Annotated in this window: 19 protein-coding genes and 1 pseudogene; 10 read left to right on the top strand and 10 right to left on the bottom strand. The window is 69.8% G+C overall.

All coding sequences use genetic code 11. The features are described 5' to 3' along the window. Positions 1-11 precede the first annotated feature (11 nt). Positions 12-2,492, bottom strand: a complete 2,481-nt coding sequence (locus KQY30_RS04300; RefSeq protein ID WP_217305632.1) for a ThuA domain-containing protein — start codon at positions 2,490-2,492, stop codon at positions 12-14. 202 nt (positions 2,493-2,694) lie between these two features. Between KQY30_RS04300 and KQY30_RS04295 the strand changes: the two genes are divergently transcribed. Further along, positions 2,695-3,720, top strand: a complete 1,026-nt coding sequence (locus tag KQY30_RS04295; protein ID WP_217310728.1) for a multicopper oxidase domain-containing protein — start codon at positions 2,695-2,697, stop codon at positions 3,718-3,720. Positions 3,721-3,925: 205 nt separating this feature from the next. Then, complete coding sequence (locus tag KQY30_RS04290) at positions 3,926-4,954, top strand: alpha/beta fold hydrolase (RefSeq protein ID WP_217305631.1); 1,029 nt, start codon at positions 3,926-3,928, stop codon at positions 4,952-4,954. Here the strand turns inward: KQY30_RS04290 and KQY30_RS04285 are convergent. Continuing rightward, a pseudogene (locus KQY30_RS04285) lies at positions 4,940-5,688 on the bottom strand (TetR/AcrR family transcriptional regulator). The gene KQY30_RS04290 and the pseudogene KQY30_RS04285 sit on opposite strands and share 15 nt — an antisense overlap. Positions 5,689-5,918: 230 nt before the next feature. Between KQY30_RS04285 and KQY30_RS04280 the strand changes: the two are divergent. Together KQY30_RS04280 and KQY30_RS04275 are read left to right on the top strand one after the other, a co-directional pair. Next, positions 5,919-6,713 (top strand): VOC family protein, encoded by a 795-nt coding sequence (locus KQY30_RS04280; protein WP_217305630.1) that lies wholly within the window; start codon positions 5,919-5,921, stop codon positions 6,711-6,713. A gap of 160 nt (positions 6,714-6,873) precedes the next feature. Then, positions 6,874-7,155 (top strand): WhiB family transcriptional regulator, encoded by a 282-nt coding sequence (locus tag KQY30_RS04275; RefSeq protein ID WP_046503818.1) that lies wholly within the window; start codon positions 6,874-6,876, stop codon positions 7,153-7,155. Positions 7,156-7,251: 96 nt separating this feature from the next. Here the strand turns inward: KQY30_RS04275 and KQY30_RS04270 are convergent, their stop codons facing one another. The 5 genes from KQY30_RS04270 to KQY30_RS04250 all read right to left on the bottom strand — a co-directional run bounded on the left by KQY30_RS04270 (position 7,252) and on the right by KQY30_RS04250 (position 14,426). After that, on the bottom strand, positions 7,252-8,172 hold the full coding sequence (locus KQY30_RS04270) for a chitosanase (RefSeq protein ID WP_217305629.1): 921 nt from the start codon (positions 8,170-8,172) through the stop codon (positions 7,252-7,254). A gap of 124 nt (positions 8,173-8,296) precedes the next feature. Then, complete coding sequence (locus tag KQY30_RS04265) at positions 8,297-9,271, bottom strand: acyl-ACP desaturase (protein ID WP_217305628.1); 975 nt, start codon at positions 9,269-9,271, stop codon at positions 8,297-8,299. A 201-nt stretch (positions 9,272-9,472) separates the two neighbouring features. Next, on the bottom strand, positions 9,473-11,731 hold the full coding sequence (locus tag KQY30_RS04260; protein ID WP_217305627.1) for an excinuclease ABC subunit UvrA: 2,259 nt from the start codon (positions 11,729-11,731) through the stop codon (positions 9,473-9,475). A gap of 186 nt (positions 11,732-11,917) precedes the next feature. Beyond that, the gene (locus tag KQY30_RS04255) at positions 11,918-13,723 is read right to left on the bottom strand and encodes an ABC-F family ATP-binding cassette domain-containing protein (RefSeq protein WP_217305626.1); all 1,806 of its coding nucleotides are present in this window, start codon (positions 13,721-13,723) and stop codon (positions 11,918-11,920) included. Positions 13,724-14,009: 286 nt separating this feature from the next. Beyond that, entirely contained in the window at positions 14,010-14,426 is a 417-nt protein-coding gene (locus tag KQY30_RS04250; protein ID WP_217305625.1) for an SsgA family sporulation/cell division regulator, read from the bottom strand. A gap of 193 nt (positions 14,427-14,619) precedes the next feature. Between KQY30_RS04250 and KQY30_RS04245 the strand changes: the two genes are divergently transcribed. The 5 genes from KQY30_RS04245 to KQY30_RS04225 all read left to right on the top strand — a co-directional run bounded on the left by KQY30_RS04245 (position 14,620) and on the right by KQY30_RS04225 (position 21,451). Next, positions 14,620-15,651, top strand: coding sequence for a DUF4331 family protein (locus tag KQY30_RS04245; RefSeq protein WP_217305624.1), 1,032 nt, complete (start codon positions 14,620-14,622; stop codon positions 15,649-15,651). A 141-nt stretch (positions 15,652-15,792) separates the two neighbouring features. Further along, complete coding sequence (locus KQY30_RS04240; RefSeq protein WP_217305623.1) at positions 15,793-16,473, top strand: endonuclease V; 681 nt, start codon at positions 15,793-15,795, stop codon at positions 16,471-16,473. A 196-nt stretch (positions 16,474-16,669) separates the two neighbouring features. Beyond that, on the top strand, positions 16,670-17,932 hold the full coding sequence (locus KQY30_RS04235) for a CaiB/BaiF CoA-transferase family protein (protein WP_217305622.1): 1,263 nt from the start codon (positions 16,670-16,672) through the stop codon (positions 17,930-17,932). Next, positions 17,929-19,143, top strand: a complete 1,215-nt coding sequence (locus tag KQY30_RS04230) for an acetyl-CoA C-acetyltransferase (RefSeq protein ID WP_217305621.1) — start codon at positions 17,929-17,931, stop codon at positions 19,141-19,143. The genes KQY30_RS04235 and KQY30_RS04230 overlap by 4 nt, the downstream gene beginning before the upstream one ends. Before the next feature lie 100 nt (positions 19,144-19,243). Next, positions 19,244-21,451, top strand: a complete 2,208-nt coding sequence (locus tag KQY30_RS04225) for a 3-hydroxyacyl-CoA dehydrogenase NAD-binding domain-containing protein (protein ID WP_217305620.1) — start codon at positions 19,244-19,246, stop codon at positions 21,449-21,451. Between the two features lie 100 nt (positions 21,452-21,551). Here KQY30_RS04225 and KQY30_RS04220 read toward each other — a convergent pair whose 3' ends face one another. The 3 genes from KQY30_RS04220 to KQY30_RS04210 form a co-directional block, all read right to left on the bottom strand. Continuing rightward, positions 21,552-22,427 carry a MerR family transcriptional regulator gene (locus KQY30_RS04220; protein ID WP_217305619.1) on the bottom strand — a complete coding sequence of 292 codons (876 nt, stop codon included), beginning with the start codon at positions 22,425-22,427 and terminating at the stop codon, positions 21,552-21,554. 240 nt (positions 22,428-22,667) lie between these two features. Further along, positions 22,668-23,846, bottom strand: coding sequence for a DUF3103 family protein (locus KQY30_RS04215; RefSeq protein ID WP_254406933.1), 1,179 nt, complete (start codon positions 23,844-23,846; stop codon positions 22,668-22,670). A 226-nt stretch (positions 23,847-24,072) separates the two neighbouring features. Then, entirely contained in the window at positions 24,073-24,870 is a 798-nt protein-coding gene (locus KQY30_RS04210) for an SDR family oxidoreductase (RefSeq protein ID WP_217305618.1), read from the bottom strand. Between the two features lie 364 nt (positions 24,871-25,234). Between KQY30_RS04210 and KQY30_RS04205 the strand changes: the two genes are divergently transcribed. After that, positions 25,235-26,062, top strand: a complete 828-nt coding sequence (locus KQY30_RS04205) for a helix-turn-helix domain-containing protein (RefSeq protein WP_217305617.1) — start codon at positions 25,235-25,237, stop codon at positions 26,060-26,062. Positions 26,063-26,110: the final 48 nt, after the last annotated feature.

The raw sequence follows: 26,110 nt of genomic DNA, 5'->3' as shown, positions 1-26,110 counted from the left end.
GGATCGGTGTCTCACTGCGCCGCCTTTCTGGCCAGATCGGCGGCGGCCGGGGTCGGCTCACCGCCCTTGTACGTCACACGCCAGAGCGCGGACTGGGAGTCGGAGGTGAAGAAGCCGCGCCCGTAGTCCAGGACATAGAGCGAGCCGTCCGGGGCGAACTTCCAGTCCATCAGGTTGCGGATGCCGCCATTGCCGACCGGGATGATCTTCTTCAGGGTCTCGGCGTGCACCGGAAGACCGCCCTTGCCGATGGTCTTGGGGTCGGTCAGCACCGCGTGGCGCGGGCTGTCGGCCGCGTCGTAGAAGTCACCGACGAACCACTTGCCGTCCCAGTACTCCGGCCACTTGACCGCGCTGGCGTTCTGCGCGTCGTACCGGTACACCGGGCCGTCCATGGTCGCCTGGCCGCCGCCCTTGAGCCACGGCAGCAGATACTTGGCCTCCGCGGCCTTGTAGCTGGGCACGCCGTTCGCGTCACGCGGGTAGTCGGGGGCACCGCCCTGCGGGGAGTACCAGATCGTGTTGCCCGTGATCGGCGGCAGGTTGACCAGACCGTCGTTGTTGGGCGACTCGTTCTTCGGCGCGTTGCAGTTGTACCAGCCCAGCGGCTTGCTGGGGTCGGGCAGATTACGGTCCCTGTACGGCTGGTTGTTGCCCATGCAGTACGGCCAGCCGTGGTTGCCCGCCTTGGTGATCGCGGAGAACGTGTCGTACTTCGCCGGACCCCACACCGTGCTCGGCGAGCCCGCGTCGGGGCCGACCCAGCCCGCGTAGAGGATGTCGGTCTTCTTGTCGATGGAGATACGCGCCGGGTTGCGGACGCCCATCACATAGATCTCGCCGCGGGTCTTGCCGCCGCCCTCGTCCATCTCCTTGCCCGTGAACAGGTTCCCCTCGGGCAGGGTGTACGTGCCGTCGGGCTCCGGGTGGATCCGGAGGATCTTCCCGTTCAGGTTGTTGGTGTTGCCCGCCGTGCGGCGCGCGTCGGCGAAGGAGACGCCCTTGTAGTTCGGCTGCGGGTTGTTGCCCGAGTAGCCGTCGCTGAAGCCCGACGAGTTGTTGTCGCCGGTCGCGATGTACAGGTTGCCCTTGGAGTCCCAGGCCATGCCGCCGCCCGCGTGGCAGCAACTGTGCACCTGGACGGGCCACTTCAGCAGGACCTTCTCGGAGGCGAGGTCCAGCTTGTTGGTCGCCAGGTCGAGGGTGAAGCGGGAGACCCGGCGCTCGGCCATCTGGGTGTCGCGGTTGAGCTGCGAGTGCGGGGTGTAGTGCAGATACACCCAGCCGTTGGTCTCGAACTTCGGGTCCAGCTCGATACCGAGCAGCCCCTCCTCGACCTTGACCAGCTCGTCGCCGCCGCCCTTGTTGCCGAAGACCGTCAGCGCGCCCGCCAGTGTTGTCTTCTTGGTGGCGGGGTCGTAGACATGGATCTGACCCAGACCCTTGCCGACATCCGGGTTGTTCCAGTCGGTCACCACAGGGGCGGAGTTGTCCCCGCCGCCGCGGCCGATGTACAGCACCCGTCCGTCGGGCGCGGTGACCAGGCCGTGCGGCTCGCCGATCTGGTCCTGCTGGCCCGCCTGGTTCGGCTGGGTGAGGCGCTCCGCCGTGTAGTTGGCGTCGATGGTCGCCTTGCAGTCGGCGCGGGAGAGCCGCGTCGTCCACTGGAGCGCGCCGCGCAGATGGTCGCGGAAGTCTGTCTCGGCGAAGGACTCGGGCGTACCGCCCATGCCGGTGTAGAAGGACCGGCCGCCGTCGTAGTCACGGCACCAGGAGATCGGGTGGTCCGCGCCATTGGCACCGGTCCCCGGCTGGTAACTGGCCTCGCGGACCCGGGCCACCGTGTGCACCTTGCCGGTCGGGTTCGCCGACCAGTTGAACCACTTGTCCGGCCGCTTCCACTCCAGCGGCAGATTCTTCGTGGCCGGGTGGATACGGTCGCCGACCTCGACGGTCGCGCGCTGGACGGCGGTGGGGGCCCCGGTCGGCCGCGCGCCGATCAGCCCGGTGAACCAGTCGGAGTACGGCTCCGTACGGGCCGCGTCATGGATCCCGAGGAATCCGCCGCCGGCCTCCACGAAGGCTTCGAGACCGGCCTCCTGCTCGGGGTCGAGCACATCGCCGCCGCCGGTCAGGAAGACCACCGCGTTGTACTTGCCCAGCTTCGTCGCATTCGTGAAGACCGAACCGTCGTCCGTGGCCTCTGTCTTGAACCGGCCGGCCTCGGGCCCGGTGAGGCCGATGGTCTCGATCGCCTCGATTCCGGCATTCACGACTGGCGACTCTTCAGTGGCCGAGGCGTGGAAAACCAGGACCTTGACGTTCTTTCCGCCCGGAGGTGACGGAAGGGACAACGTTGTCGAGGCCGCCTCCGGGTACGGCTTGGCCGATGCGGCGGTACCGCCGAGCAGTGACGCCGCCATCGTGCCGGCCACCAGGGCCGCGGCCATCCCGCGCCTGGATCTAGACCGGTGATGTGGTGCGCGCTGCATGTGTTCACCCACCCCTCTGTGGTCATAGCAACAGCGAATGAAGCTAGACCCCTTTCAGCGACTCGCCAATAGGTATAACCGCAATCGAACCAACTTTGTCCTGGCTGTGGATAAACATGGATGGCTGGTCTACGGTGTGCCCGTCCCCGGGGTCTCTTGCGCCCCGTCAATCTCCGTACGGCACTGGGGAGTCGGTATGGCCATGGACAGACGGAGCTTCAACCGGCGGCTGCTGGCGGGCGGTGCGGTCGCGGCCACAGGGGTGACATCGTTGTCGCTCGCCTCGGCGCCCACGGCGGTGTCGGCCGAAACCCCGCCCAGGACGGCCCCCGCCGGGGGCCAGGTGCGCCATCTCAAGATGTACGCCGAAGCGCTGCCGAACGGTCAGATGGGCTACGGCTTCGAGAAGGGCAAGGCGACGGTGCCGGGCCCGCTGATCGAGCTGAACGAGGGGGACACGCTCCACATCGAGTTCGAGAACACCACGGATGTGGACGTCAGTCTCCATGTGCACGGCGTCGACTTCGACATAGCCAGCGACGGCACCCGGATGAACAAGAGCCATGTCGAGCCCGGCGGCACGCGTACGTACACCTGGCGCACCCACGCCCCGGGCAGGCGCGCGGACGGCACCTGGCGGCCCGGCAGCGCCGGTTACTGGCACTACCACGACCATGTGGTCGGTACGGACCACGGCACCGGTGGTCTCCGCAAGGGGCTTTACGGTCCCCTCGTCGTCCGCAGGAAGGGCGACATCCTTCCGGACAAGCAGTTCACGATCGTCTTCAACGACATGACGATCAACAACAAGTCCGGCAGCGAGGCCCCCAACTTCGAGACGACCGTGGGGGAGCGGGTCGAGATCATCATGATCACGCACGGCGAGTTCTACCACACGTTCCATATGCACGGGCATCGCTGGGCGGACAACAGAACCGGCCTGCTCACCGGGCCCGACGACCCGAGCCGGGTGATCGACACCAAGATCACCGGCCCGGCGGACTCCTTCGGCTTCCAGGTCCTCGCGGGCGAGCATGTGGGCGCGGGGGCATGGATGTACCACTGCCATGTGCAGAGCCACTCGGACATGGGCATGGCGGGTCTGCTCCTGGTGAAGAAGCCGGACGGCACGATCCCGGGCTACGAACCGCACCACTCGATGGGCGCGCGGGGAGCGGCCGACGCGGAGAAGGGCGCGGAGGGCGCAAGCGGCCATTCGGGCCACTAGGCCCTAGCTGTACGGCGCTTCCGTTTCGGGGGTGCCGAGTTGGGGCGGGCCGTCGCCTCGGGGCGGGTGACGGCCCGCCTTTCCGTGTCCGGCCCGCCCGCCCCGTGCTGAGGTCTGGCTCTCGGTCTCGGTCTCGATTCAAAACTGTACGAACGGTCGTGCTAGCATCGTCCCACCTCGTCGGCCGACCAAGGAGATCCGGGCCATGTCACCCACGGCTGCGCTCCTCCGTACCGCCCTCAACACCGCCTCGTACCTCGCCCCCGGCCTCGCCGGACGCGCCGCCCTCGCCGTCTTCCGCTGCCCCACGGGCCGTGCCCGGCCGCGCTCCGACGAGAGTGAGGTGATGGCCGCCGCCCGTACCGGACGGATCACCGTCCACGGCCAGTCCGTTGTCACCTACCAGTGGGGCGACGGAACGCGGCCGGTGCTTCTCGTCCACGGCTGGTCCTCACGCGCCTCGCGCTTCGCGCGCCTCGCCACCGCGCTGCGCGAGCAGGGATACAGCCCGGTCGCCTTCGACGCCCCGGGGCACGGCGCGTCGGAGGGGCGGCACACGAACATCATCGAACTCCGGGCGGTCATCCGACAGTTGCACCAGGAGCACGGCCGTTTCGAAGCGGTCGTGGCGCACTCCTTCGGCGTTCTCGCGACCTTCTTCGCGCTGCGCGACGGCGTCGAGGCGCGCCGGGTGGTCGGCATCGGCGGAGTAACCGAATTCGGCCATATTCTCGACGGCTTCCGCGCCGGGCTCGGGGTGCGCGAGCGGGTCGTCGACGAACTGCGCCGCCGTATCGAGCGGACCCTGTTCCCGGGCGAGCCGGACCTCTGGCCGCGCTTCGACGCCACATACCGGCCGGAGGAGCTCGATGTCGCCGTGCTGCTCTTCCACGACGAGCGCGACGACATGGTGCCGCTCGGCCAGTCCCGGGCGCTTGTACGCGCGTACGAGGGCAGGCCCGGCGGAGGCGCGCGGCTCGTCGTCACCCGGGGATTGGGCCACCGGCGGATCGTCGCGGACCCCGAAGTGGTCGCCGACGCCGTGGAGTTCATACGCGCGGAACAGCCGGCGACCGTATCCGACGCGGAGCGGCTGCGGACCGTATCCGGCGCGGAGCTGCCGCGAACCGCACCCGGCGCCGGGCAGGCGGCGGCCACACCGGGCGCTGGGCAGCCGGCGAACGTACCCGACGGGCCGGTCGCCGGGCCGCGTCCCGGATCAGCCCTGCTCTGACACCGGTCCGGGGCCCGTCCGGCTCTCGCTGAACCCCGGGAATTCCGGCAGCGCACCCGGATCCGTCGCCTCCGCGCGCAGCCTGCGCAGAATGCCCCGCCCGGCCCTCTCGTACGCCACATCGTCGCCGTGCAGCACCGACTGGGCGTTTGCCGCCTCCATCAGCGCGATGATCTCGAAGGCGAGCTGCGGTATGTCCAGTTCATCGGTGAAGCCGCCCGCGCTCCGCGCCTTGGCGACCGTACGTTCCACATAGCCGACCCAGTCGTCGCGGGTCCGCGCGATCGCGTCGTGCACCGGGCCGCCGCGCGCGTCGAACTCGGCGGAGACGGCGTAGAAGAAACACCCCCGGCGAAGACCCGGTCCGCCGAGTACGTGAGCCAGTTGCGGCACAGCGCCCATACGCGGGCGGCGCCCGGCGGCAGCGCGCGCGTGGGCTGTACGACACGCTCGCCGAAGACCTCGACGGCCGCGCGGATCGTCGCGAGCTGAAGCTCCTCCTTCGAGCCGAAGAGGGCGAAGACACCGCTCTTGCTGAGCTTCAGATCGGTGGCGATACGGCCGAGGGAGAGCCCTTCCAGCCCCTCCACCGAGGCGATGTCCATCGTCCGGTCCAGTACCAGCCGCCGGGTCTGGTTGCCGCGCTCGACGCGCCCGTCCACCCGCACGCCCGATGGGCCTTCCACCTGCCTGTTCGCCCGTCCGCCCGTGTGCCTGCCCGTCGAGGTGCTCATCGCCCCACTGTACTGAACGCACGGTCGTGCGGTCTCCTGTGCGGTGCCGCATCTCCCGTTCCGTACGGCCGGCGGACCGTTCCCGCGCCCGGTCGGCCCGTACATGCGGTGCCCCGGCTTCCGGGGCAGACTCAGGAGGACAGGCGCGATCAGCAAGCAGAGCGGCGGATCAGCGGGATCAGCGGATCGGTGGATCAGCGGATCGGCGGGGTCCCATGAAGGAGCGCACCATGCTCACGAGTCCTTTTGCCCCCGGATCCCCGATCTGGGTCGAACTCAGCACCCCGGACACCAAGGGCGCCAACGCCTTCTACAACGGTCTGTTCGGCTGGAGCCTCATGTCCGCGGGCCCCGACACCGGCGGATACGGCATGTTCCGGCTGGGTGCGAGGACCGCGGCGGCCGCCATGCCCATGCCGACCGACCAGGGGCCGACGTCCTGGTTCCTGTTCTTCATGACGCCGGACGCGGACGCCACGGCGAAGGCCGTGCACCAGGCGGGCGGTTCCGTCGTCCTCACGCCCATGGACGTCATGGAGTTCGGCCGGATGGCCGTCTTCACCGACTCCGTCGGCGCCCGGTTCGCGGTCTGGCAGCCGCGCGGCAACAAGGGCCTGGACGTGGTCGACGAGCCGGGCAGCCTCTGCTGGTGCGAGCTGTACACACCGGACGAGACCGCCGCGTACGCCTTCTACCGCGCGGTCTTCGGCTGGGAGACCACCAGCATGCCGATGCCCGACGGCGGTACGTACCGCATGATGCACCCTGCGGGCCAGGGCTCCGAGACCATGTTCGGCGGCTTCGTCACGCTCGGCACCGACCCGGTCGAGACCGGCGCCGAACCGCACTGGCAGCTCTATTTCGCGGTCACGGACTGCGACGGTACGGTCGCTGCGGCCAAGAAACTGGGCGGTACGGTCAGGATGGGCCCGACCGATATCGAGGGCGTGGGACGGTATGCCAAGCTGGCCGACCCGTACGGCGCGCGCTTCGCGGTGATGCAGGGGGTGGACCGCGACGCCTGAGACTGCGACGCCTGACACCGGACTTTGACGCCTGAGACCGTGATGCCTGGCGCCGCGATGCCCGGCACCGGCATGCCCGTGGTCGCGACACGCCGGTGGCCACCGGGGCATTGACGCCTCGTCAATCGATCGTTTATCGCCACCGGGCAGCCTGTCGGTCATGCCGATCAACATCACCGACATCACCACCCGCACCGCCACGGCCCGGGGCGCCGAGCATGAACTCTCCTGGCAGGAGAGCGCGTTGTGTGCCCAGACCGGTCCCGAGTTCTTCTTCCCCGCCCCCGGCTCCTCCACTCGCGAGGCGAAGCGGCTGTGCGGGGCCTGCGAAGGACGGGAAGCCTGCCTGCAGTACGCCCTCGCCAACGACGAGCGGTTCGGCGTCTGGGGCGGGCTCTCCGAGAAGGAACGCCAGAACCTCCGCCGTACCGCCACGAGTTGAGCCGACGGACGCAAGCACGGGATCCGAGCACGAGACCGGGTGCGATGGACCCCGGGCACGACGGACCTCGGGCGTGACCGGCTCCAGTGACCGGCCTCAGTGCGCTGCGATCCGGAAGGTCTCCCCGTACATCTCCCAGGTCAGCGGCGGTTCGAGGGCCATGTTGCCGTCCCGCAGAAAGACCCGCTGAGCGGTGTCGATACGGGACGAGTCCCGCTGCGCCGTCATCAGTTCGGCCTTGATCACGGCCCGGCCGCTGTCCAGGAACGCGTCGAGATACGCCTTCTCGTCGCCTCCCCGGTCCGGAGTCCGCGCCGTCTTCATGGCCGCCTCGCGGATCCCGTAGAAGCCGTGCGGATCGAGCCCCGGGCCGTGCAGCACCATCGCGTCGTAGTAGATGAACTGCCCGAGCGTGCCGAGCCCGTCCATCTTGGCCATTTGGACCGCCGGATCGAAGTAGATCCGGTCCCGGGCCGCGTCCTGCGCGGCCCGGAAGTCCGGAGATTGAGCGGCCTGCGCCCAGGCCTCGCGGAAACCGGGGTCGAGGCCTTCGTGCGAATCGGTGCCGTCCACGGCGCGCAGCGCGGGGAGATACGGCGCGAGCGGATTGTCCGGGTGGCTCTTCGTGTACGACTCGACCAGTTGCAGCATGTCGTTGGTGCCCGAGCAGAAGCCGATGACCCCGGCCGTATAGCCGTTGCCGTCCCCGAGGTCCTCGATGGTGCCGTACAGGCCCCGCCAGTCGAGTGTGGAGCTCTCCGCGCTGGCCACGAGCCGCGCGGCGATCTCCTTCTTCTCCGGGTCCGCGAGTCCCGGCGGCATCGCGTCGATCCGTTTCCGTACCTCTTCCTCGTTCTCCAGGGCACCGGGCGCCAGCGGATTGGGCGCGCCGGTGTGCTCGGGGTACGAGGGCGGATTGTCGGCGAGCACCCCGGAACCGCCGCCACCGCCGAAGATGACGGCGGCGGCGACCACGACGGGCGCGCCTATGAGGAAGAGGCGTGTGACGGGTTTCATCCGGCACAGCGTACGAGGAGTCCGCGAGCGGCGCGGAGAAACCTCACGGCTAACCGGGAAGCGGGCAGCGGCAGCGGGCCCAGGGGGCGTGTACGGGCCCGCCGTCGGCCGCCCTCGCCCGGGCTCAGCCGGCGGCGCGTGCCGCCATCCGCGCCTTGCGAGCGGCGAGCTTCTCGTCGAACTTGCTCGCCTCGCTGTTCAACCCGCCCATGTACAGGCCGAGTTCCTCCTGTGCCTGGAGCCCCTCCGGACCCAGCCCGTCGATGTCCAGCACCTTGAGGTAGCGCAGCACCGGCTGGAGGACATCGTCGTGGTGGATCCGCATGTTGTAGATCTCGCCGATGGCCATCTGCGCGGCGGCGCGCTCGAAGCCGGGCATTCCGTGCCCCGGCATACGGAAGTTGATCACCACATCGCGCACGGCCCGCATGGTGAGGTCGGGCGCGATCTCGAAGGCGGCGGCCAGCAGATTGCGGTAGAAGACCATGTGCAGGTTCTCGTCGGTGGCGATCCGCGCCAGCATCCGGTCGCAGACCGGATCGCCCGACTGATGGCCGGTGTTGCGGTGCGAGACCCTGGTCGCCAGCTCCTGGAAGGCGACATACGCGACCGAGTGCAGCATCGAGTGCCGGTTGTCGGACTCGAAGCCTTCCGACATGTGCGCCATCCGGAAGTTCTCCAGCTTGTCCGGGTCGACGGCCCGTGACGCGAGCAGGTAGTCACGCATCACGATGCCGTGGCGGCCCTCCTCGGCGGTCCAGCGGTGCACCCAGGTGCCCCACGCGCCGTCGCGGCCGAAGAGGCTGGCGATCTCGTGGTGGTAGCTCGGGAGGTTGTCCTCGGTGAGCAGATTCACCACGAGCGCGATCTTGCCGATGTCCGTGACCTTCGACTGCTGAGGCTCCCAGGCCTCGCCGTCCGCGAATATCCCGGGGAAGTTACGGGCGTCCGACCAGGGCACGTACTCGTGCGGCATCCAGTCCTTGGCGACCTTGAGATGACGGTTGAGTTCCTTCTCCACCACCTCCTCCAGCGCGTACAGCAGCCGGGCGTCGGTCCACGCGTCCGTGCTGCCGAGGTGGGGAGAGATGAGTGCCACGGGTGCTCCTGGGGACGGGAGATACTTTTACCTACGGGTTCGTAGGTTACGACACCGTAGGTTAAAGCCGTTGTAAGCCGGAGGCCAAGCCCGCGGCACTGGAATCCCCTGACGCGGAGTGATGTAGGCTCCTTGCACTCAGTCATGCACTCGGTCATGCGTGCAGGCCCGGCCCTTGTTCCCGCGGGGCCACCGGCCCGGTCACGCCGCCAGGTCCCTCCTCAGGTACGTGGCCGTGAATGACTCAGGGTGGTCGAGGAGTTGGCGAGGTGTGCCCTCGAAGACGATCTCCCCGCCGTGCTTGCCGCCGTCGGGACCGAGATCGATCACCCAGTCGGCGCGCTTCACCACATCCATGTTGTGCTCGACACAGATCACCGAGTTCCCCGCGTCCACCAGTCTGTCCAGCAGCGCCACCAGCGTGTCCACATCCGCCATGTGCAGCCCGGTGGTGGGCTCGTCCAGGATGTACACACTGCCCGTACGGTGAAGCCGCGTGGCGAGTTTGATGCGCTGCCGCTCTCCCCCGGAGAGCGAGCTGAGCGGCTGGCCGAGCGTGAGATACGTCAGCCCGACGTCATTGAGCGTGCGCAGCTTCCGCAGCAGCGCCTTGTCCTCGAAGAACTCCATCGCCACCGCCGCCGTCATGTCCAGTACGTCGACGATCGAGCGGCCCTTCACCCGGTGCTCCAGCACCTCGTCGTGGAAGCGCCGCCCCTCGCAGCTCTGGCAGGTCGTGGTCACCGGGTCCATGAAGGCCAGATCGGTGTAGATCAGCCCGCGCCCCGAGCATTCGGCGCACGCACCCGAGGAGTTGAAGCTGAACAGCCCCGGCTGGACCCCGTTCCCCTTGGCGAAGATCCTCCGGACGGTGTCCATGACCCCGATGTACGAGGCCGGTGTGGAGCGCGACGAGGCGCCGATCGCGCCCTGGTCGATCACGATCGCCTCCGGATACGCCTCGGTGAACACACCGGAGACCAGGGTCGACTTCCCGGAGCCCGCCACCCCGGTCACCGCTGTGAGCACACCGGTGGGGAACCGTACGTCGACGCCCTTCAGGTTGTGCAGATCCGCCCCGGTCACCGGCAGCCAGCCGGCGGGCGTACGGAACGACTCCTTGAGCGGCGTACGGCGCCGCAGACAGCGGCCGGTGAGCGTATCGGCCTCCTTGAGCAGTTCCACGGGCCCCTCGTACACGGCCAGTCCGCCGTCCGTTCCCGCCTTCGGACCCATGTCGACGACATGGTCCGCGATCGCCATCACATCCGGGTCGTGCTCCACCACCAGCACCGTGTTGCCCTTGTCGCGCAGCCGGATCAGGAGTTCGTTCAGCCGCCCCACATCACGCGGATGCAGCCCGACGCTCGGCTCGTCGAAGATGAAGGTCAGACCGGTCAGTGAACTTCCCAGGTGGCGTACGACCTTGAGGCGCTGGCCCTCACCGCCGGAGAGCGTGCTCGTCTCCCGGTCCAGACTGAGATAGCCGAGCCCGATCCCCACCAGCCGTTCCAGACGCTCACGGGCGGCGGCGGCCAGCGGCGCGGCCACCGGATCGTCGATCCGGCCCAGTACTTCCACCAGATCGGCGACCTCCATCGCCGCCCAGTCGGCGATGTTCAGACCGTCGATCCGGGTCGCCAGCGCGGCTTCGTTGAGCCTGGCTCCGCCACAGGCCTCGCACAGCCGGTCCACGGTGAAGCGGGCCGCCGCCTCCCGGCGCTTCTCCGACATGGCGGCCGTGTCGCGCTTGAGGAAGAGCCGGCTGAACCTGCTGACTATGCCCTCGAACTTCATGTCCGCCGACCCCGACTTCAGTTGCAGCCGGACCTTGAAGTCCGCGCCGTGCAGGAGCAGTTCGCGGTCCTCTGCGGAGTACTCGGCAATCGGTTTGGTCCGGTCGAAGCGCCCGGAGTCCGCGTACAGACTCCACTCCCAGCTCCCCACCGAGAGCCCGGGCAGCAACAGCGCACCCTCGTCGAGCGACTTGGTCCAGTCGATCGCCCGGTCGAGATCGAGCGCGACCACCCGCCCCACCCCGTCACAGACGGCGCACATCCCCGAAGGGTCATTGAAGGAATAGGCGGCGGCTGTGCCCGCGCTCGGGGTGCCATGGCGCGAGAACAGCACCCGGATCACCGAGTAGATGTCGGTCATCGTGCCCACGGTGGACCGGACGTTCCCCCCGATCGGCTTCTGATCCACCACCACGGCCACCGACAGATCGTCGATCGCGTCGACCTGCGGCCGCTCGTACTTCGGCAGAAAGTTCCTGATGAACGAGGTGAAGGTCTCATTGAGCTGCCGCTGCGACTCCACGGCGACGGTATCGAAGACGATCGAGGACTTCCCCGAGCCGGACACCCCCGTGAACACGGTGATCTTGTCCTTGGGAATGCTGAGGGACACGTCCCGGAGGTTGTTCTCCCGGGCACCGGTGATGACGATGTTCTTGGACATGCCGCGACGCTAACGGCTAATCCCGACAACTTCTGTCGAGTTTCGGGGCGTTGGGGAGCGCGGAGTACGGAGTGCGGACCCGGGTGCGGGTGCGTGTGTGGCTGAGGGCGCGGGTGCGGCTGTGGCCGGCACACCGCGCCCGGGTCCGCGTCGCACCCGCGCCCGCGCCCGGGTGGGGACGGCCGGCTACGGCAGGTGCGTCTCCCGTACCTCCTCCGCGCTCGTGTCCCGCAGCTCTCCGTCCAGGAGCAGCCAGCGGGTGATGCCGATCGACTCCAGGAACGGGAGATCGTGGCTCGCCACGATCAGTGCTCCCTCGTACGACTCCAGCGCGGCGGTCAGCCGGCGGACGCTGGCCATGTCCAGATTGTTCGTGGGCTCGTCCAGCATCAGGAGCATGGGAGCGGGTTCGGCGAGGAGGAGGGCGGCGAGCGAGGCGCGGAAGCGCTCTCCGCCGGAGAGTGTCCCGGCCGGCTGTTCGGCGCGGGCGCCGCGGAACAGGAAGCGGGCCAGCCGCGCCCGGATCGCGTTGTTCGTGGCGGCCGGCGCGAAGTGGGCCACGTTCTCCACGACGGTCAGCGTGTCGTCGAGCACGTCCAGCCGCTGGGGCAGAAAGCGCAGCGGTACGTGGGTGAGCGCTTCGCCTGAGAGCGGTTCCAGCTCCCCGGCGAGCGTCCGGAGCAGGGTGGTCTTGCCCGCGCCATTGCGCCCGACGAGCGCGATCCGCTCGGGCCCGTGGATCTCCAGCCTGGCCCCGGTGCCGGTCCCGGGCTCGGCTCCTGGCTCGGTTCCGGCTCCAGTACTGGCCCCGGTCGCGGGCTCAGCCCCGGCCCCTGGCTCGGTGCTGGTCCCGGTCCCGGGCCCAGACCCGGTTCGGGTCCCGGGCTTGGCCTCGTCCGCGGCGTCGGTGTCGGCCCCTGCCCGCGCCCCGGCCCCGTACCGCAGCCGCACATCGCGCAGGCTCAGTACGCTCCGGCCCGGGTGGACCCGGGTGTGCGGGAGGTCGATACGGACCTCGTCGTCGTCCCGTACCGCCTCCACCGCCTCGTCGAGGCGCTCCTTCGCCTCGGCGAGCTTCTCCGCGTGCAGGACGCGCTGTTTGCCCGCGGACTCCTCGGCGGCCCGCTTGCGCAGGCCCATCACGATGCGCGGCTCGCGCTTGTTGTCGCTCATCTTCTGGCCGTAGCGCGCCCGTTTGGCCAACGCGAGCCGGTTGTCCGCCAGTTCGCGCTTCTGCCGCTGTACGTCCGCCTCGGCGACCCGCACCATGCGCTCGGCTGCCTCCTGTTCACGGGCCAGGGTCTCCTCGTACGCCGAATACGTACCGCCGTACCAGCGCACCTCGCCGTCCCGCAGGTCGGCGATCTGGTCGACGCGCTCCAGGAGTTCACGGTCGTGGCTGACCACGACCAGCACCCCGGACCAGGACGCGACCGCCGCGTACAGCCGTCGGCGCGCGTGCAGATCGAGGTTGTTCGTGGGCTCGTCGAGCAGCAGCACACCGGGCCTGGCCAGCAGCAACGCGGCCAGCCGCAGCAGTACGCACTCGCCGCCGGACATCTCGCCGATGGTGCGGTCGAGGCCGATGTGCCCGAGTCCGAGCTGATCGAGGGCGGCACGGGCGCGTTCCTCGACATCCCAGTCGTCGCCGACGGCGGTGAAGTGCTCCTCGCTCGGATCGCCCGCCTCGATGGCGTGCAGGGCGGTCCGGGTCGCCGCGATTCCGAGGGCCTCGTCCACCCGTACCCAGGTGTCGAACACCACGGTCTGCGGGAGGTAACCGATGTCACCGGAGACACCGATCGTCCCGCCGGTGGGGGTGAGTTCGCCCGCGATCAGCTTCAACAGGGTTGATTTCCCTGATCCGTTGAGTCCGACCAGACCGGTTCTGCCGGGGCCGACGGCCAGTTGGAATCCGTCGAACACGCGCGTTCCGTCGGGCCAGCCGAAGGAGAGCGCGGTACAGGTGATGTGGGCAAGGGAAGCTGACATACGGGTCTCCGGTTGCTGCGAAGTGCGGTGAGATGGCGGGGCAACGGATGGAGACACCGCGATACGGGAGAGTCCCGGTCGGGGGAGAACGGCTCGACGCCGAGGCCACACACGAGAACGCACAGCCGGAACCGGAAGCTGTGCGGCACGGTGTCTCAGGACCTCAGACGAGCAACGTCCTACTCCAATCGACGACAACAGGACGCCGCCCACCGTAGGAAGGCGGGCGGGCGGGTGTCAAAGGGATTATCGAGAGGCCGGGCGAGGCCGGGCCGGGCGTCGGCTCTCAGCAGGCGTCGCGCAGCAGCTCGGTCAGATCGTGGTCCAGGTTCAGATGGAGATGCTCACGCCCCGCCGGTACGACGCCCTCGGAGCGGTCCAGGAAGCGGCGCAGGTCGGCGGTGCGCAGATGGACCATCGCGGTGCCCTCGGGCGCGTGGAACTCCAGGACCGTACGCCCGTAGCCGAAGGGCCGTACCCGCACATCACCGAGACCGACCGGCTCGGCCATGCCCATGGCCAGCAGCTCACGGGAGAACTCCCAGGTCACTTCGGTGCCTTCGAGCGTCGCGGGCGGGGGGAACGACATGCGCACGGCGAAGGGATCGGCCGGCTCGTACCGGAGCGTCACGACGACGGTCTCGGTCCTGGGGGCGGACGCGACGAGCCGGGCCTGTATGGCATGTTCAATGACGGGTGACATGGCCTGTTCCCCTTCGCCGGACCGACGGTGGATCGGGTGCGCTGCTCACTCCCACAGGAAAGGACGGTTGAGCGGCCCGATCCGTGCTCCGGATAGCGAGTGACCTGCGTCACTTGATGGGCGCCGAAATTCCCGAAAAGTTACCATGGGGTCATATCGGTTCATATGGGTCTCCACAGATTGCGAGCATGTCATGTCGCACCATCTCGACTCCCCGATCGCCCGGCAGGACCCACGGCTGGACATCACCGACTTCTTCCTCTTCCGCGGCGAGCGGGGCACGGTCTTCGTGATGGACGTCTCCCACTCGCTGGCCGGTGAGGACATCCCGCGCGGCTGGCACCCCGAGGGCCGCTACGAATTCAAGATCGACGGCAATGGCGACGCGGTGGAGGAACTGACCTACCGCTTCACCTTCGGCGAGCGAGGGCCCGACGGCCGCCAGCCGTACCGGATGCACCGCCTCACCGGCGTCGAGGCGCAGGACAGCCACGCCGAAGGCACCCTGGTCGTCGAGGGCGCCACGGACCGTACCCAGGACCTCGTCGGAGGCGCCCGGGTATGGGCGGGCAGGGCCGGGGATCCGTTCTGGATCGAACCCGACGTGCTGCAGGCCGTCGGCAAGGCTGTCAAGAACGGCACCCGCGCGGACCTGGAGGGCTGGGACCCGGCCAAGGCCGCCAATCTCTTCGCGGGCCACACCGTCCACTCGATCGTGCTCGAAGTGTCCGACAGCGAGCTGCTCGCCCTGGCCGGTCCCGACCGGCGTATCAGTGCCTGGACTCTGGCGAGCCTGGCCACCGACGTGGGCGGCTGGAGGCAGATCAACCGGGCGGGTCTGCCCATGATCCACCCCTTGTTCACCCAGCTCGACGAGGATCTGGGCGACCGTCTGAACCAGGGCAGGCCCGCCGACGACGTACGGAACTACGCGGGCGCCGTGGCCGCCATGATCTCCGGCGTCGTCCGCGCGTACGGCACCAGCGAGGATCCCGACGCCTATGGCCAGGGCTTCGCCGAGCGCGTACTGCCCAACATGCTGCCCTACATCGTGGGCACCCCCGCCTGCTACAGCTTCCTCCAGTGGAACGGCCGCGCTCTGACGGACAACGCCCCCGACGTCATGTTCTCCACGGCGCTCAACACCCCGCTGAGCCTCGGAATCGGCAAGGAGTCCGTCGCTGTCGAACCCGCCCCGCATTACCCCTATGTACCCGCGGTCTGAGCACCTCTACGTGCTTATGCGTGCCCGTAGGTGCCTGTGGTTGGAAACGCCTCGGCCCGGCGTCCGGCTGCTGGCGATCAGGCCGCTGACGATCAGGGACGCTGACGCCGCCTGGAACCGCCCCTCTACGCTGTGGTGACCATGACGACGATCAGGATGCCCGCCGACGAGGCCGAGGCGCGGGCCATTCAGGACGAGCTGCGCGGGCTCGTCGTGCTCGACGAGACGGGGCCGCCGGCCGGCAGCGGGCTGGTGACCGGGGTGGATGTGGCGTACGACGACGTGCGCGATGTCGTCGCAGCCGCGGCCGTCGTGCTCGACGCCGCCACCCTCACCGTGGTCGACGAGGCCACCGCCGTCGGCCGGGTCGCCTTCCCGTACGTCCCGGGCCTGCTGGCGTTCCGGGAGATCCCGACCGTCCTCGCCGCCCTCGAAGCGCTCACCTCGGACCCCGGCCTGGTCGTCTGTGACGGCTACGGGCTGGCACACCCGCGCCGCTTCGGGCTCGCCGCGCATCTCGGGGTGCTCACCGGACTGCCGGTGATCGGGGTGGCCAAGAACCCGTTCACCTTCTCGTACGAGCAGCCGGGGCCCCGGCGCGGCGACTCGTCGCCGCTGCTGGCCGACGACGGCGAGGAGGTGGGCCGGGCGCTGCGGACCCAGCCGGGCGTCAAACCGGTGTTCGTCTCGGTCGGGCACCGGGTGGGCCTGCCGAACGCCTGCGCCCACACCCTGCGGCTGGCCCGCGACTACCGCCTTCCCGAGTCCACCCGCCGCGCCGACACCCTCTGCCGCAGGGCGCTGCGCGAGGCGACCGGATAGCCGGGCCGCCCGCCGTCCCGTGGCCGTGCGCCGACATGCCAGGTCGGCCGCCGCGCTGTAGAAACGACCTGTGGATAACCGCGGAACAGCGGAAGTGGGCGACCAAGCGCTTGCTTTCCACAGGGGTTGTGCGGAGTGCGGCACGTTCTTAGCATCACTGCTGTTACATCAGTTGTGTCACAGTGCTGGGGGCCCGATGACAACGACAGCCAATGGTCCGCTGAGCGGCGTACGCGTGGTCGAGCTGGCCGGAATCGGCCCGGGGCCCTTCGCCGCCATGACCCTCGCGGATCTGGGCGCCGATGTCGTACGGGTCGACCGTCCCGGCGGGGCCGGCCTCGGCATCGATCCGGCGTACGACCTGACGAACCGCAACAAGCGCTCCGTACTGATCGACCTCAAGACCGACAGCGGCACCGCCCGGGTCCTCGACCTGGCCGAGCGCGCCGATGTGCTGATCGAGGGATACCGCCCGGGAGTCGCCGAGCGCCTCGGTGTCGGCCCGGCGGAGTGCCTCGCCCGTAATCCGCGTCTGGTGTACGGACGGATGACCGGCTGGGGCCAGGAGGGGCCGCTCGCGGACCGGGCGGGCCACGACATCGGCTATATCGCTATCACCGGGGCACTCTCGATGATCGGCAAGGCCGACGAACCGCCCGCGCTCCCGGCGAATCTGCTCGGTGACTACGCGGGCGGCGCGCTCTATCTGGTCATCGGCGTGCTCGCCGCGCTCCAGCACGCCCGGACCCCGGACGGCACGGGACAGGTCGTGGACGCGGCGATCGTCGACGGCACCGCCCATCTCACCACCATGATCCATGCCCTGATGGGCGCGGGCGGCTGGCAGGACCGCCGGGGCGCCAATCTGCTCGACGGCGGCAGTCCCTTCTACGGCTCGTACGAGACAGCCAACGGTGAGTACATGGCGGTCGGCCCGCTGGAGCAGCGGTTCTACGACGAGTTCGTGAGGCTGCTCGGAATCGCGGACGAGATCCCGGCCCGCAAGGACTTCGCGCGCTGGGACGAGCTGCGGGAGGCGGTCGCGGCCCGGTTCAGGACGAAGACGCGCGAGGAGTGGACGGCGGTCTTCGAGGGCTCCGACGCCTGTGTCGCCCCCGTACTGTCCCTGCGTGAGGCCCCGGCCCACCCCCATCTCGCCGCCCGGAGCACCTTCACCCGCCATGCCGGGCTCGTCCAGCCCGCGCCCGCGCCCCGCTTCTCCGCCACGCCGGGCTCGGTGCGCCGCGCGCCCGCCCTGCCCGGCGCGGACACCGCCGAGATCGCCCGTGACTGGAAGGTGCCGTCGCTCGAACCGGAGCCGTCCGTGTCCGTGGAGCGGTCCGCGTCCGTAGAGCTGTCTGTGTCCGCAGAGCGGTCCACGCCTGTGGAGCCGTCCGCCACCGCCGACGGCCCCTCCGTATCCGCCGATGTCCCTCTCTCCGAAAGGCAGTCGCCGTGAGCACCGAAGCGTTCGTCTACGACGCGATCCGCACCCCGCGCGGCCGCGGCAAGGCCAATGGCGCCCTGCACGGCACCAAGCCCATCGATCTCGTCGTCGGTCTCATCCATGAGCTGCGCCGTCGGCTGCCCGGACTCGACCCGGCGGCGATCGACGACATCGTCCTCGGGGTGGTCAGCCCGCTCGGCGACCAGGGCTCGGACATCGCCCGTATCGCTGCCGTCGCCGCCGGACTGCCCGACACCGTTGCCGGCGTACAGGAGAACCGCTTCTGTGCCTCCGGGCTCGAAGCCGTCAATCTGGCCGCCGCCAAGATCCGCTCCGGCTGGGAGGACCTGATCCTCGCGGGCGGCGTCGAGTCGATGTCCCGCGTGCCCATGGGCTCGGACGGCGGGGCCTGGATGATGGACCCGATGACCAGCTTCGCGTCCGGCTTCGCCCCGCAGGGCATCGGCGCCGATCTGATCGCCACACTCGGCGGTTTCACCCGGCGCGATGTGGACGAGTTCGCGGCGCTCTCCCAGGAGCGGGCCGCCGCCGCATGGAAGGACGGGCGCTTCGACTGCTCCGTCGTCCCGGTCCTCGACCGCAATGGCCTCACCGTCCTCGACCGCGACGAACACATGCGCCCCGGCACCACCGCCGACTCGCTGGCCGCGCTGAAGCCGTCGTTCGCGACGATCGGCGAGGCGGGCGGCTTTGACGCCGTCGTGCTCCAGAAGTACCACTGGGTCGAGAAGATCGACCACGTCCATCACGCAGGCAACTCCTCGGGCATCGTGGACGGCGCGGCGCTCGTCGCCATCGGCTCCCGGGAGACAGGCGAGCGGTACGGACTCACTCCGCGCGCCCGGATCGTCTCCGCCGCGGTCTCCGGCTCCGAGCCGACCATCATGCTCACCGGCCCCGCGCCCGCCACCCGCAAGGCGCTCGCCAAGGCCGGACTGACCATCGACGACATCGACCTGGTCGAGATCAACGAGGCCTTCGCCGCCGTCGTCCTGCGCTTCGTCGAGGAGATGGGCCTCCCCCTGGACAAGGTCAATGTGAACGGTGGGGCCATCGCGCTCGGCCATCCGCTCGGGGCCACCGGCGCGATGATCCTCGGCACGCTCATCGACGAACTGGAGCGGCGGGACAAGCGGTACGGCCTGGCGACGCTGTGCGTCGGCGGCGGCATGGGTGTCGCGACCGTCGTCGAGCGCCTCTGACCGACCCCCACCCCACCGACCGCCGGGCCTGCCCGTCGGCCTCCCCGCCTGCCACACCCCTTCGCCCGCCGTCCCCCGTCACGGATTACGGAGCAGCAGCATGAGCGAGTCCACCACCCCGGCGTCCTCGGCCATTCGCTGGGAACAGGACGCGTCGGGCGTCGTCACCCTCGTCCTGGACGACCCCCGCCAGTCCGCCAACACCATGAACGAGACGTTCCGGCACTCCCTCGCGGCGATCGCGGCACGCGCGGAGGCCGAGAAGGACGGAATCCGGGGCATCATCGTCACCTCCGCCAAGAAGACCTTCTTCGCGGGCGGCGACCTCAAGGACATGGTCAAGGTCGGTCCGGCGGACGCACAGCGGGTCTTCGAGAGCGGAATGGCCGTCAAGCACGCGCTGCGGCGCCTCGAAACCCTCGGCAAACCCGTCGTCGCCGCCATCAACGGGGCCGCGCTGGGCGGCGGTTACGAGATCGCCCTCGCCTGCCACCACCGGATCGCCCTGGACGCGCCCGGATCCAAGATCGGCCTGCCCGAGGTCACGCTCGGACTGCTGCCCGCGGCCGGCGGAGTGACCCGTACGGTACGGCTCCTCGGCATCGCGGACGCCCTGCTCAAGGTCCTCCTCCAGGGCACCCAGTACTCCCCGGCCCACGCGCTGGAGGCCGGGCTCGTCCATGAAGTCGCCGCCACCACCGACGAGATGCTGGCGGCGGCCCGCGCGTACATCGACGCCCACCCCGAGTCGTGGCAGCCCTGGGACATCAAGGGCTACCGGATCCCGGGCGGTACGCCGTCCAGCCCGCGCTTGGCCGCCAACCTGCCCGCCTTCCCGGCCAATCTGAAGAAGCAACTCGGCGGAGCGCCTTTTCCCGCGCCGCGCAATATCCTCGCGGCGGCCGTCGAGGGCTCCCAGGTCGACTTCGAGACCGCGCAGACCGTCGAGGCGCGCTACTTCACCGAACTGGTCACCGGGCAGACCGCCAAGAACATGATCCAGGCGTTCTTCTTCGACCTCCAGGCCGTCAACTCGGGAGCGAGCCGTCCGCAGGGCATTCCACCGCGCGAGGCCCGCAGGGTCGCGGTCCTCGGCGCCGGGATGATGGGCGCGGGTATCGCGTACTCCTGCGCGCGCGCCGGTCTCGACGTCGTCTTGAAGGACGTGTCGCAGGACGCCGCCGACAAGGGCAAGGCGTATGCGGAGAAGGCTCTCGCCAAGGCGCTCTCCCGGGGCCGTACGACCGAGGCGCGGAGCGACGCACTGCTCGCCAGGATCACCCCGACCGCCGACCCCGCCGATCTCGCCGGCTGCGATGTGGTGATCGAGGCGGTCTTCGAGGACCCGGCGCTCAAGCACAAGGTGTTCCAGGAGATCCAGGACATCGTCGCGCCCGACGCGCTGCTCTGCTCCAACACCTCCACCCTGCCCATCACCCTGCTTGCCGAGGGCGTGTCCCGGCCCGCCGACTTCATCGGGCTGCACTTCTTCTCACCGGCCGACAAGATGCCGCTGGTCGAGATCATCAAGGGCGGGCGGACCGGCGACGAAGCCCTGGCCCGCGCCTTCGACCTGGTGCGTCTGATCAGGAAGACCCCGATCGTCGTCAACGACTCACGCGGCTTCTTCACCTCCCGGGTGATCGGGCAGTTCATCAACGAAGGTGTCGCGATGGTCGGCGAGGGCATCGAGGCCGCCTCGGTCGAACAGGCCGCGGCACAAGCCGGCTATCCCGCCAAGGTGCTCGCGCTGATGGACGAGCTGACGCTCACCCTGCCCAGGAAGATCCGGGACGAGACCCGGCGCGCGGTCGAGGAGGCGGGCGGCACCTGGGCCGGGCACCCGGCGGACGCGGTGATCGACCGGATGGTGGACGAGTTCGGGCGTACGGGACGCAGCGGCGGCGCGGGCTTCTACGACTACGGAGAGGACGGCCGGCGTATCGGCCTCTGGCCAGGGCTGCGCGAGCACTTCGGCACGTCTGCGGGCGGCACGCACACGCTCACCGGCGACCCGCTGCGCGATCTACGGGAGCGAATGCTCTTCGCGGAGGCGCTGGACTCCGTGCGCTGTCTGGAGGAGGGCGTCCTCACCTCGGTCGCCGACGCCAATATCGGCTCCATCATGGGCATCGGCTTCCCCGCGTGGACGGGCGGTGTCCTCCAGTACATCAATGGGTACGAAGGCGGCCTGCCCGGCTTTGTTGCGCGCGCCCGCGAACTGGCGGAGCGGTACGGCGAGCGGTTCCAGCCACCGGCGCTGCTTGTCGCGAAGGCGGAGAAGGGGGAGCGGTTCAGCGACGTGTGAGGGCCCCGAGTGCCTGATCGCGGGCTGCGGCTGTGGCTGTGGGGGTGGGTGTGGTGCTGCGGTCAGGTGCGTGCGGGGCGCGTGGAGGGCGTGTGCGTACTCACTCCTCCTCCTGTTCCTGGAACGCGGTCCGCAGCTCCTCCTTCAGCGACCGCTGGAACGCCGTGATCAGCGCCTGCACCACCAAAGGCTCCATATGGGCGGAGAGCGACTTCACCGCCGCGAGCTGCTCGGGATCGGCCGCGCCCGGACCGTACGGGAGCGACACCTCGTCCCGGAACATCCGGCTCAGTTTGCGCGCCGCCTCACGGGTGTGCTCCAGCAGAACCGTACGGGCCGCGAGGATCGTGTCCTGTGCGATCGGTACGTCGAGCAGTTCGACGCAGAGCCGCAGCAGCGCCGGGTCCAGCCGGTAGGTGTCCGGGCGGTCGGCGCGGACCAGCGCGCCCATCGCGGCGAGCCGGTCGATGTCGTCCTCCGCCAGCGCCCGCCCGGCCCTGCGCTCCAGCTCCGCCCGGGTCGCGTCCTCCGGCGAGTCCGGCACCCAGGACGCCACGAGCGCACGGTGGATCGCCAGATCGCGCGGGCTGAGGCCGGGCGGCAGCCGTTCCAGATAGCGTTCGATCGCGGCGAGGGTCATGCCCCGTTGCTGGAGTTCCTCGATCAGCGCCAGCCGGGAGAGATGCTCGGGGCCGTAGCGACCGACCCTGCGCGGCCCGATCACCGGCGGCGGAAGCAGTCCGCGGGAGCTGTAGAACCGGATGGTGCGCACGGTGACCCCGGCGCGCGCGGCCAGCTCGTCGACGGTGAGAGTAGGCGGCTGGGCCCGGGACCCGGAGTCCGCCCCGGACCCGGCGTCCGCCCCGGTTTCGCCTGCGGTCCCGGTCCCGGTCCCGGTTTCGCGCGCAGTCCCGGCATTGGTCCCGGTCCCGCCTGTCGCGCCGGTTCGGTTCTCGGGTTCGATTTCGGTGGCCATGGTCCGCACCCCGCTTCCGGCCGCTGTGGTCTCGGCAGACCGGTTCACTCCGGCAGCCCGGCTCAGTGGGACAGTATTGCTGTGCCACCACCGTTGTGAAAGTGGTCGTGTTGTCGAAGCGGTCGCGCAGGCGGCCGTGAAAGCGCCGGTCCCCGGTCCGTACGGCCGGATGGACCGTACGGACCGGGGACCGGTCGACCGCCTGGACGGGATCCCGGCGGCGTCAGCAGCGCTCGTACGTCAGAACTGCTGGACGAAGTAGGGGCTGACCGTCATCCAGCCGTTGCCCCGGGCACCGTTGAGACGGCCGGAGGAGTTCTGGGCCAGGGTGTACCAGGAGTCCACGTAGTCCGGGTCGTTGGTCCACCAGGACGTCGGGATGGCGTCGAGGATCGCGTTGACCAGCGGGATGTAGGCGCCCTGGTCGGTGATGGTGAGCAGGATGTCGGCGATGGCCTTGGCCAGTGCCTGGTAGTTGGTGTCGCCGTCGTCCTCCATCATCACGACGTCGGCGAGGTTGTACTTGTACGACGACCAGTTGACGAGGATCTGGTTCGGGTAGTAGGTCGTACCGTCGTTGTCCAGGTACGGCATGGTGACCGTGTCGACCCGTACCTTGCCGTCGAACCCGAAGCCGCTGACGATCGAGAAGACCTCGGCGTCGCCCGAGATCCAGGGCTCCTCGTCGTTGGACAGATAGACGGAGTCGACGCGGGTGGTCCAGAAGCCCGCGGCGGCGGCCCGGTTCTGCGTCTGCGCCTCCGTCCGTGCCTGCGGCGCCTCGGCGGAGGTCAGGCCGCGCTTGGTGAGCTCCTTGTCGACAATGCCCAGACCCGCGGCCATGGCCTTGGTGACGTCGATGTCGACGACATAGACGGGCCGGTCCGGCGTGCGGCGCGCGTCCAGGGTGTGGGCGCGGCCACGGCTGTCGTACGCGGTGATCGTCTCCGCGCTGTCGTCGGTGCCGGCGGCGGCGACCAGCGGGGCCGTTCCGGCGGCCAGCTCGTCGCGCATGGAGTCGGCGGCCAGGCGCAGGCGCAGCAGCGAACCGGTGTCGGCGCCGAGCCCCTTGGCCGCGGCGATGCGCTGGTCGCCGCGGGCGACCTCGGGCGCGAGGGCCTGCCCGGCGCGGGCCGTGGCCCCGCCGGTCAGCGCGCGGAGATCGATCTGCTCCGAGGCGAGGGCCGCGGAGCGTATCTGGGCGCCCCATCTCTTGTCGGCGAGCGAGGTGGCGAGGGCACGGGCGGTCTGGTCCTCGACCAGGCCGACCGCCGACGCCGAGGACTGGGCGGGCGCCGCGGCGGACGGGGCCTGCTGCGAGGCGCCCGCCATCGGCGAGGCCACTCCCTGGAGAGCGGCGACGGTGACGGCGGACAGAGCGAGGGCGGTGGCGTGGCGGCGGGTGAAACGCGTGCTCAAGGGTTCCTCCTGGAGGCATGCCGATCCGCCTGTCGGCGGGGCGGCGGTTGGGGGGCGTTCAGGACGGAGCCGGATCTATGCGGGTAGATTCCGCTGGGGAAAAGCATGTCCGTGGCATGCCAATTGCGCAAGGACCCGCCGCGCCGTTGTCCCCAACCGCCAAGCGCCCGGGCCGAATTGTTCGCGTCGGCCCGGGCGGGAGTTAGCCCGTTGTTCAGCGCCGGGTTCAGCCCTGGGCGGTGGGCCGTACGACGATTTCGTTGACATCGACGTCCAGGGGCTGGCCGATGGCGTAGTCGATCGCCGCGCCGATGGCCGAGGCGGGGATCGCGATGCCCATCTGCTCCTGGACGGCCTCGCGCACGGCGGAGTCGCTGATGCCCCCGGTCAGCTCGCTGCGGGTCAGACCGGGGCTGATCACGGTGACCCGCAGATCGCGGCTCTCCTGGCGGAGCCCCTCGGAGATGGCGCGCACCGCGAACTTGGTGGCGCTGTAGACGGCGGCGGTGGGGTCGACCCGGTGCCCGGAGACGGACGAGATGTTCACGATGTGTCCCGTGTGTCCCGTGTGTCCCGCGCCCTGGGCCCGCATCAGGGGGAGCACCGCGGCGATGCCGTGGAGCACGCCGCGGACATTGACGTCGATCATGCGGTTCCACTCGTCGACCTTCAGGGCGTCCACCGTCGACAGGGGCATGACGCCCGCGTTGTTGACCAGGACGTCGATCCGTCCGTACCGCTCCCGCGCCGCCCGGGCGAAGGACCGGGTGCTCTCCAGGCTGGTCACGTCCAGTTCATGATGCGCGGCCGAGCCCCCGTCGGCCCGGATGTCCTCGGCGACGGCGGCGATACGGGCGGTACGGCGGGCGCCGAGCACCACCCGGTGGCCGGAGGCGGCCAGACGCCGGGCCGTGGCTTCGCCGATACCGCTGCTCGCGCCGGTGATCAGGACGACTTTGCCTGCGGGGGAGGAGGCGCTGCTGGGGGAGGGGACGTTGCCGGGAGAGGCGGCCGGGGTGTTCATGAGGATCCTTCAGGAAAAGGGGAAACAGGGGGAACAGGTGTGACGGGTGTGACCGGGTGTGATCGGTACAACGGGTGTGGCAGGTACGCGATGGTGATCGCGCCGTGGACTCCGAGCGTGCGACGGATCGCGCCGCAGGGGGAGGGCGAGGCTTCCTGGGTGCGCCACACCCAGGAACGGCGACCGACCAGGTACGAGCACCGAATACGAGGGCTGAATAGGAGGGCCCGGTACGAGGGCCGGGTACGCGCGCCGGGTACGAGCCGCCCGTCTGCCGCAGCCCGGCACCGGCGGCCCGGCACCGGCGGCCCGGCACCGGCGGCCGAGGACCGGGCGTCCGGGAGCGGCGGCGTACGATTCCTGGATGAGCGGTTCCGAACTGGGGGAATTCCTGCGCGCGCGTCGCTCCCTGCTCAGCCCCGCCGAGGTCGGACTGCCCGGTTCCGGGCCCCGCCGGGTGGCCGGGCTGCGGCGCGAGGAGGTCGCCGTACTCGCGGGGGTCAGCGCCGACTACTACGCCCGCCTGGAACAGGGCCGCGAACGGAGCCCCTCCGGCCAGGTCGTCGACGCCATCGCGCGGGCGCTGTGCCTGGACATGGACGCCCGCTGGCATGCCTACCGGCTGGCCGGCCTCGTACCGAAGCCGGCGCCCTCCGCCCGTACCGGCGAGGACCGTACCGACGAGGTGGACCCCGCGCTGCTGCGGCTCATGGACGCGTTTCCAGGTGCGGTCGCCTATGTCGTCAACCGCTGCCTCGATGTCCTCGCCTCGAACACCCTGGCCAAGGCCCTGCTCTCCCCGCTGGCGGACCCGCGCGGCATGGTCCGCTCCGTTTTCCACGACCCGGCCGCCCGGGAACTGTTCGCCGAGTGGCGGACCGTCGCCCGTGACACGGTCGAGGCGTTGCGACTGGCGGCGGGAGAGGACCGCGGGGATCCCGGGATCGCCGGGCTTGTACGCGAACTCCTCGGCAGCAGCGAGGAGTTCGCGGCACTGTGGCGGGAGCACCGGGTCAGTGGCCTCGGCCGCAAGACCAAGATCTTCCAGCACCCGGACGTGGGCCGGATCACGCTCACCTACCAGACCTTCGACGTCCAGCACGCACCCGGCCGCCACCTGCTCGTCGGCACGGCGGCCCCGGGCACTCCGAGCGCCGACGCCCTCGCACTCCTCGGCTCCGTGCACGCTTAGCACCAGCCAGCACTGTGTCTTCAACCGCCGAACGGGTCCGGCGCGCTC

Source organism: Streptomyces sp. GMY02 (assembly GCF_019056675.1).
Lineage (GTDB): Bacteria > Actinomycetota > Actinomycetes > Streptomycetales > Streptomycetaceae > Streptomyces > Streptomyces odonnellii.
This window is presented reverse-complemented; position numbering and strand designations above follow the sequence as displayed.

Excerpts from the sequence above, each read along its gene's own strand:
- KQY30_RS04300 (WP_217305632.1), bottom strand. The coding sequence starts at position 2,492 with ATGCAGCGCGCACCACATCACCGGTCTAGATCCAGGCGCGGGATGGCC.
- KQY30_RS04250 (WP_217305625.1), bottom strand. The coding sequence starts at position 14,426 with ATGTCACCCGTCATTGAACATGCCATACAGGCCCGGCTCGTCGCGTCC.
- KQY30_RS04280 (WP_217305630.1), top strand. The coding sequence starts at position 5,919 with ATGCTCACGAGTCCTTTTGCCCCCGGATCCCCGATCTGGGTCGAACTC.
- KQY30_RS04260 (WP_217305627.1), bottom strand. The coding sequence starts at position 11,731 with ATGTCCAAGAACATCGTCATCACCGGTGCCCGGGAGAACAACCTCCGG.
- KQY30_RS04270 (WP_217305629.1), bottom strand. The coding sequence starts at position 8,172 with ATGAAACCCGTCACACGCCTCTTCCTCATAGGCGCGCCCGTCGTGGTC.
- KQY30_RS04240 (WP_217305623.1), top strand. The coding sequence starts at position 15,793 with ATGACGACGATCAGGATGCCCGCCGACGAGGCCGAGGCGCGGGCCATT.
- KQY30_RS04235 (WP_217305622.1), top strand. The coding sequence starts at position 16,670 with ATGACAACGACAGCCAATGGTCCGCTGAGCGGCGTACGCGTGGTCGAG.
- KQY30_RS04210 (WP_217305618.1), bottom strand. The coding sequence starts at position 24,870 with ATGAACACCCCGGCCGCCTCTCCCGGCAACGTCCCCTCCCCCAGCAGC.
- KQY30_RS04290 (WP_217305631.1), top strand. The coding sequence starts at position 3,926 with ATGTCACCCACGGCTGCGCTCCTCCGTACCGCCCTCAACACCGCCTCG.
- KQY30_RS04205 (WP_217305617.1), top strand. The coding sequence starts at position 25,235 with ATGAGCGGTTCCGAACTGGGGGAATTCCTGCGCGCGCGTCGCTCCCTG.
- KQY30_RS04220 (WP_217305619.1), bottom strand. The coding sequence starts at position 22,427 with ATGGCCACCGAAATCGAACCCGAGAACCGAACCGGCGCGACAGGCGGG.
- KQY30_RS04225 (WP_217305620.1), top strand. The coding sequence starts at position 19,244 with ATGAGCGAGTCCACCACCCCGGCGTCCTCGGCCATTCGCTGGGAACAG.
- KQY30_RS04255 (WP_217305626.1), bottom strand. The coding sequence starts at position 13,723 with ATGTCAGCTTCCCTTGCCCACATCACCTGTACCGCGCTCTCCTTCGGC.
- KQY30_RS04295 (WP_217310728.1), top strand. The coding sequence starts at position 2,695 with ATGGACAGACGGAGCTTCAACCGGCGGCTGCTGGCGGGCGGTGCGGTC.
- KQY30_RS04275 (WP_046503818.1), top strand. The coding sequence starts at position 6,874 with ATGCCGATCAACATCACCGACATCACCACCCGCACCGCCACGGCCCGG.
- KQY30_RS04245 (WP_217305624.1), top strand. The coding sequence starts at position 14,620 with ATGTCGCACCATCTCGACTCCCCGATCGCCCGGCAGGACCCACGGCTG.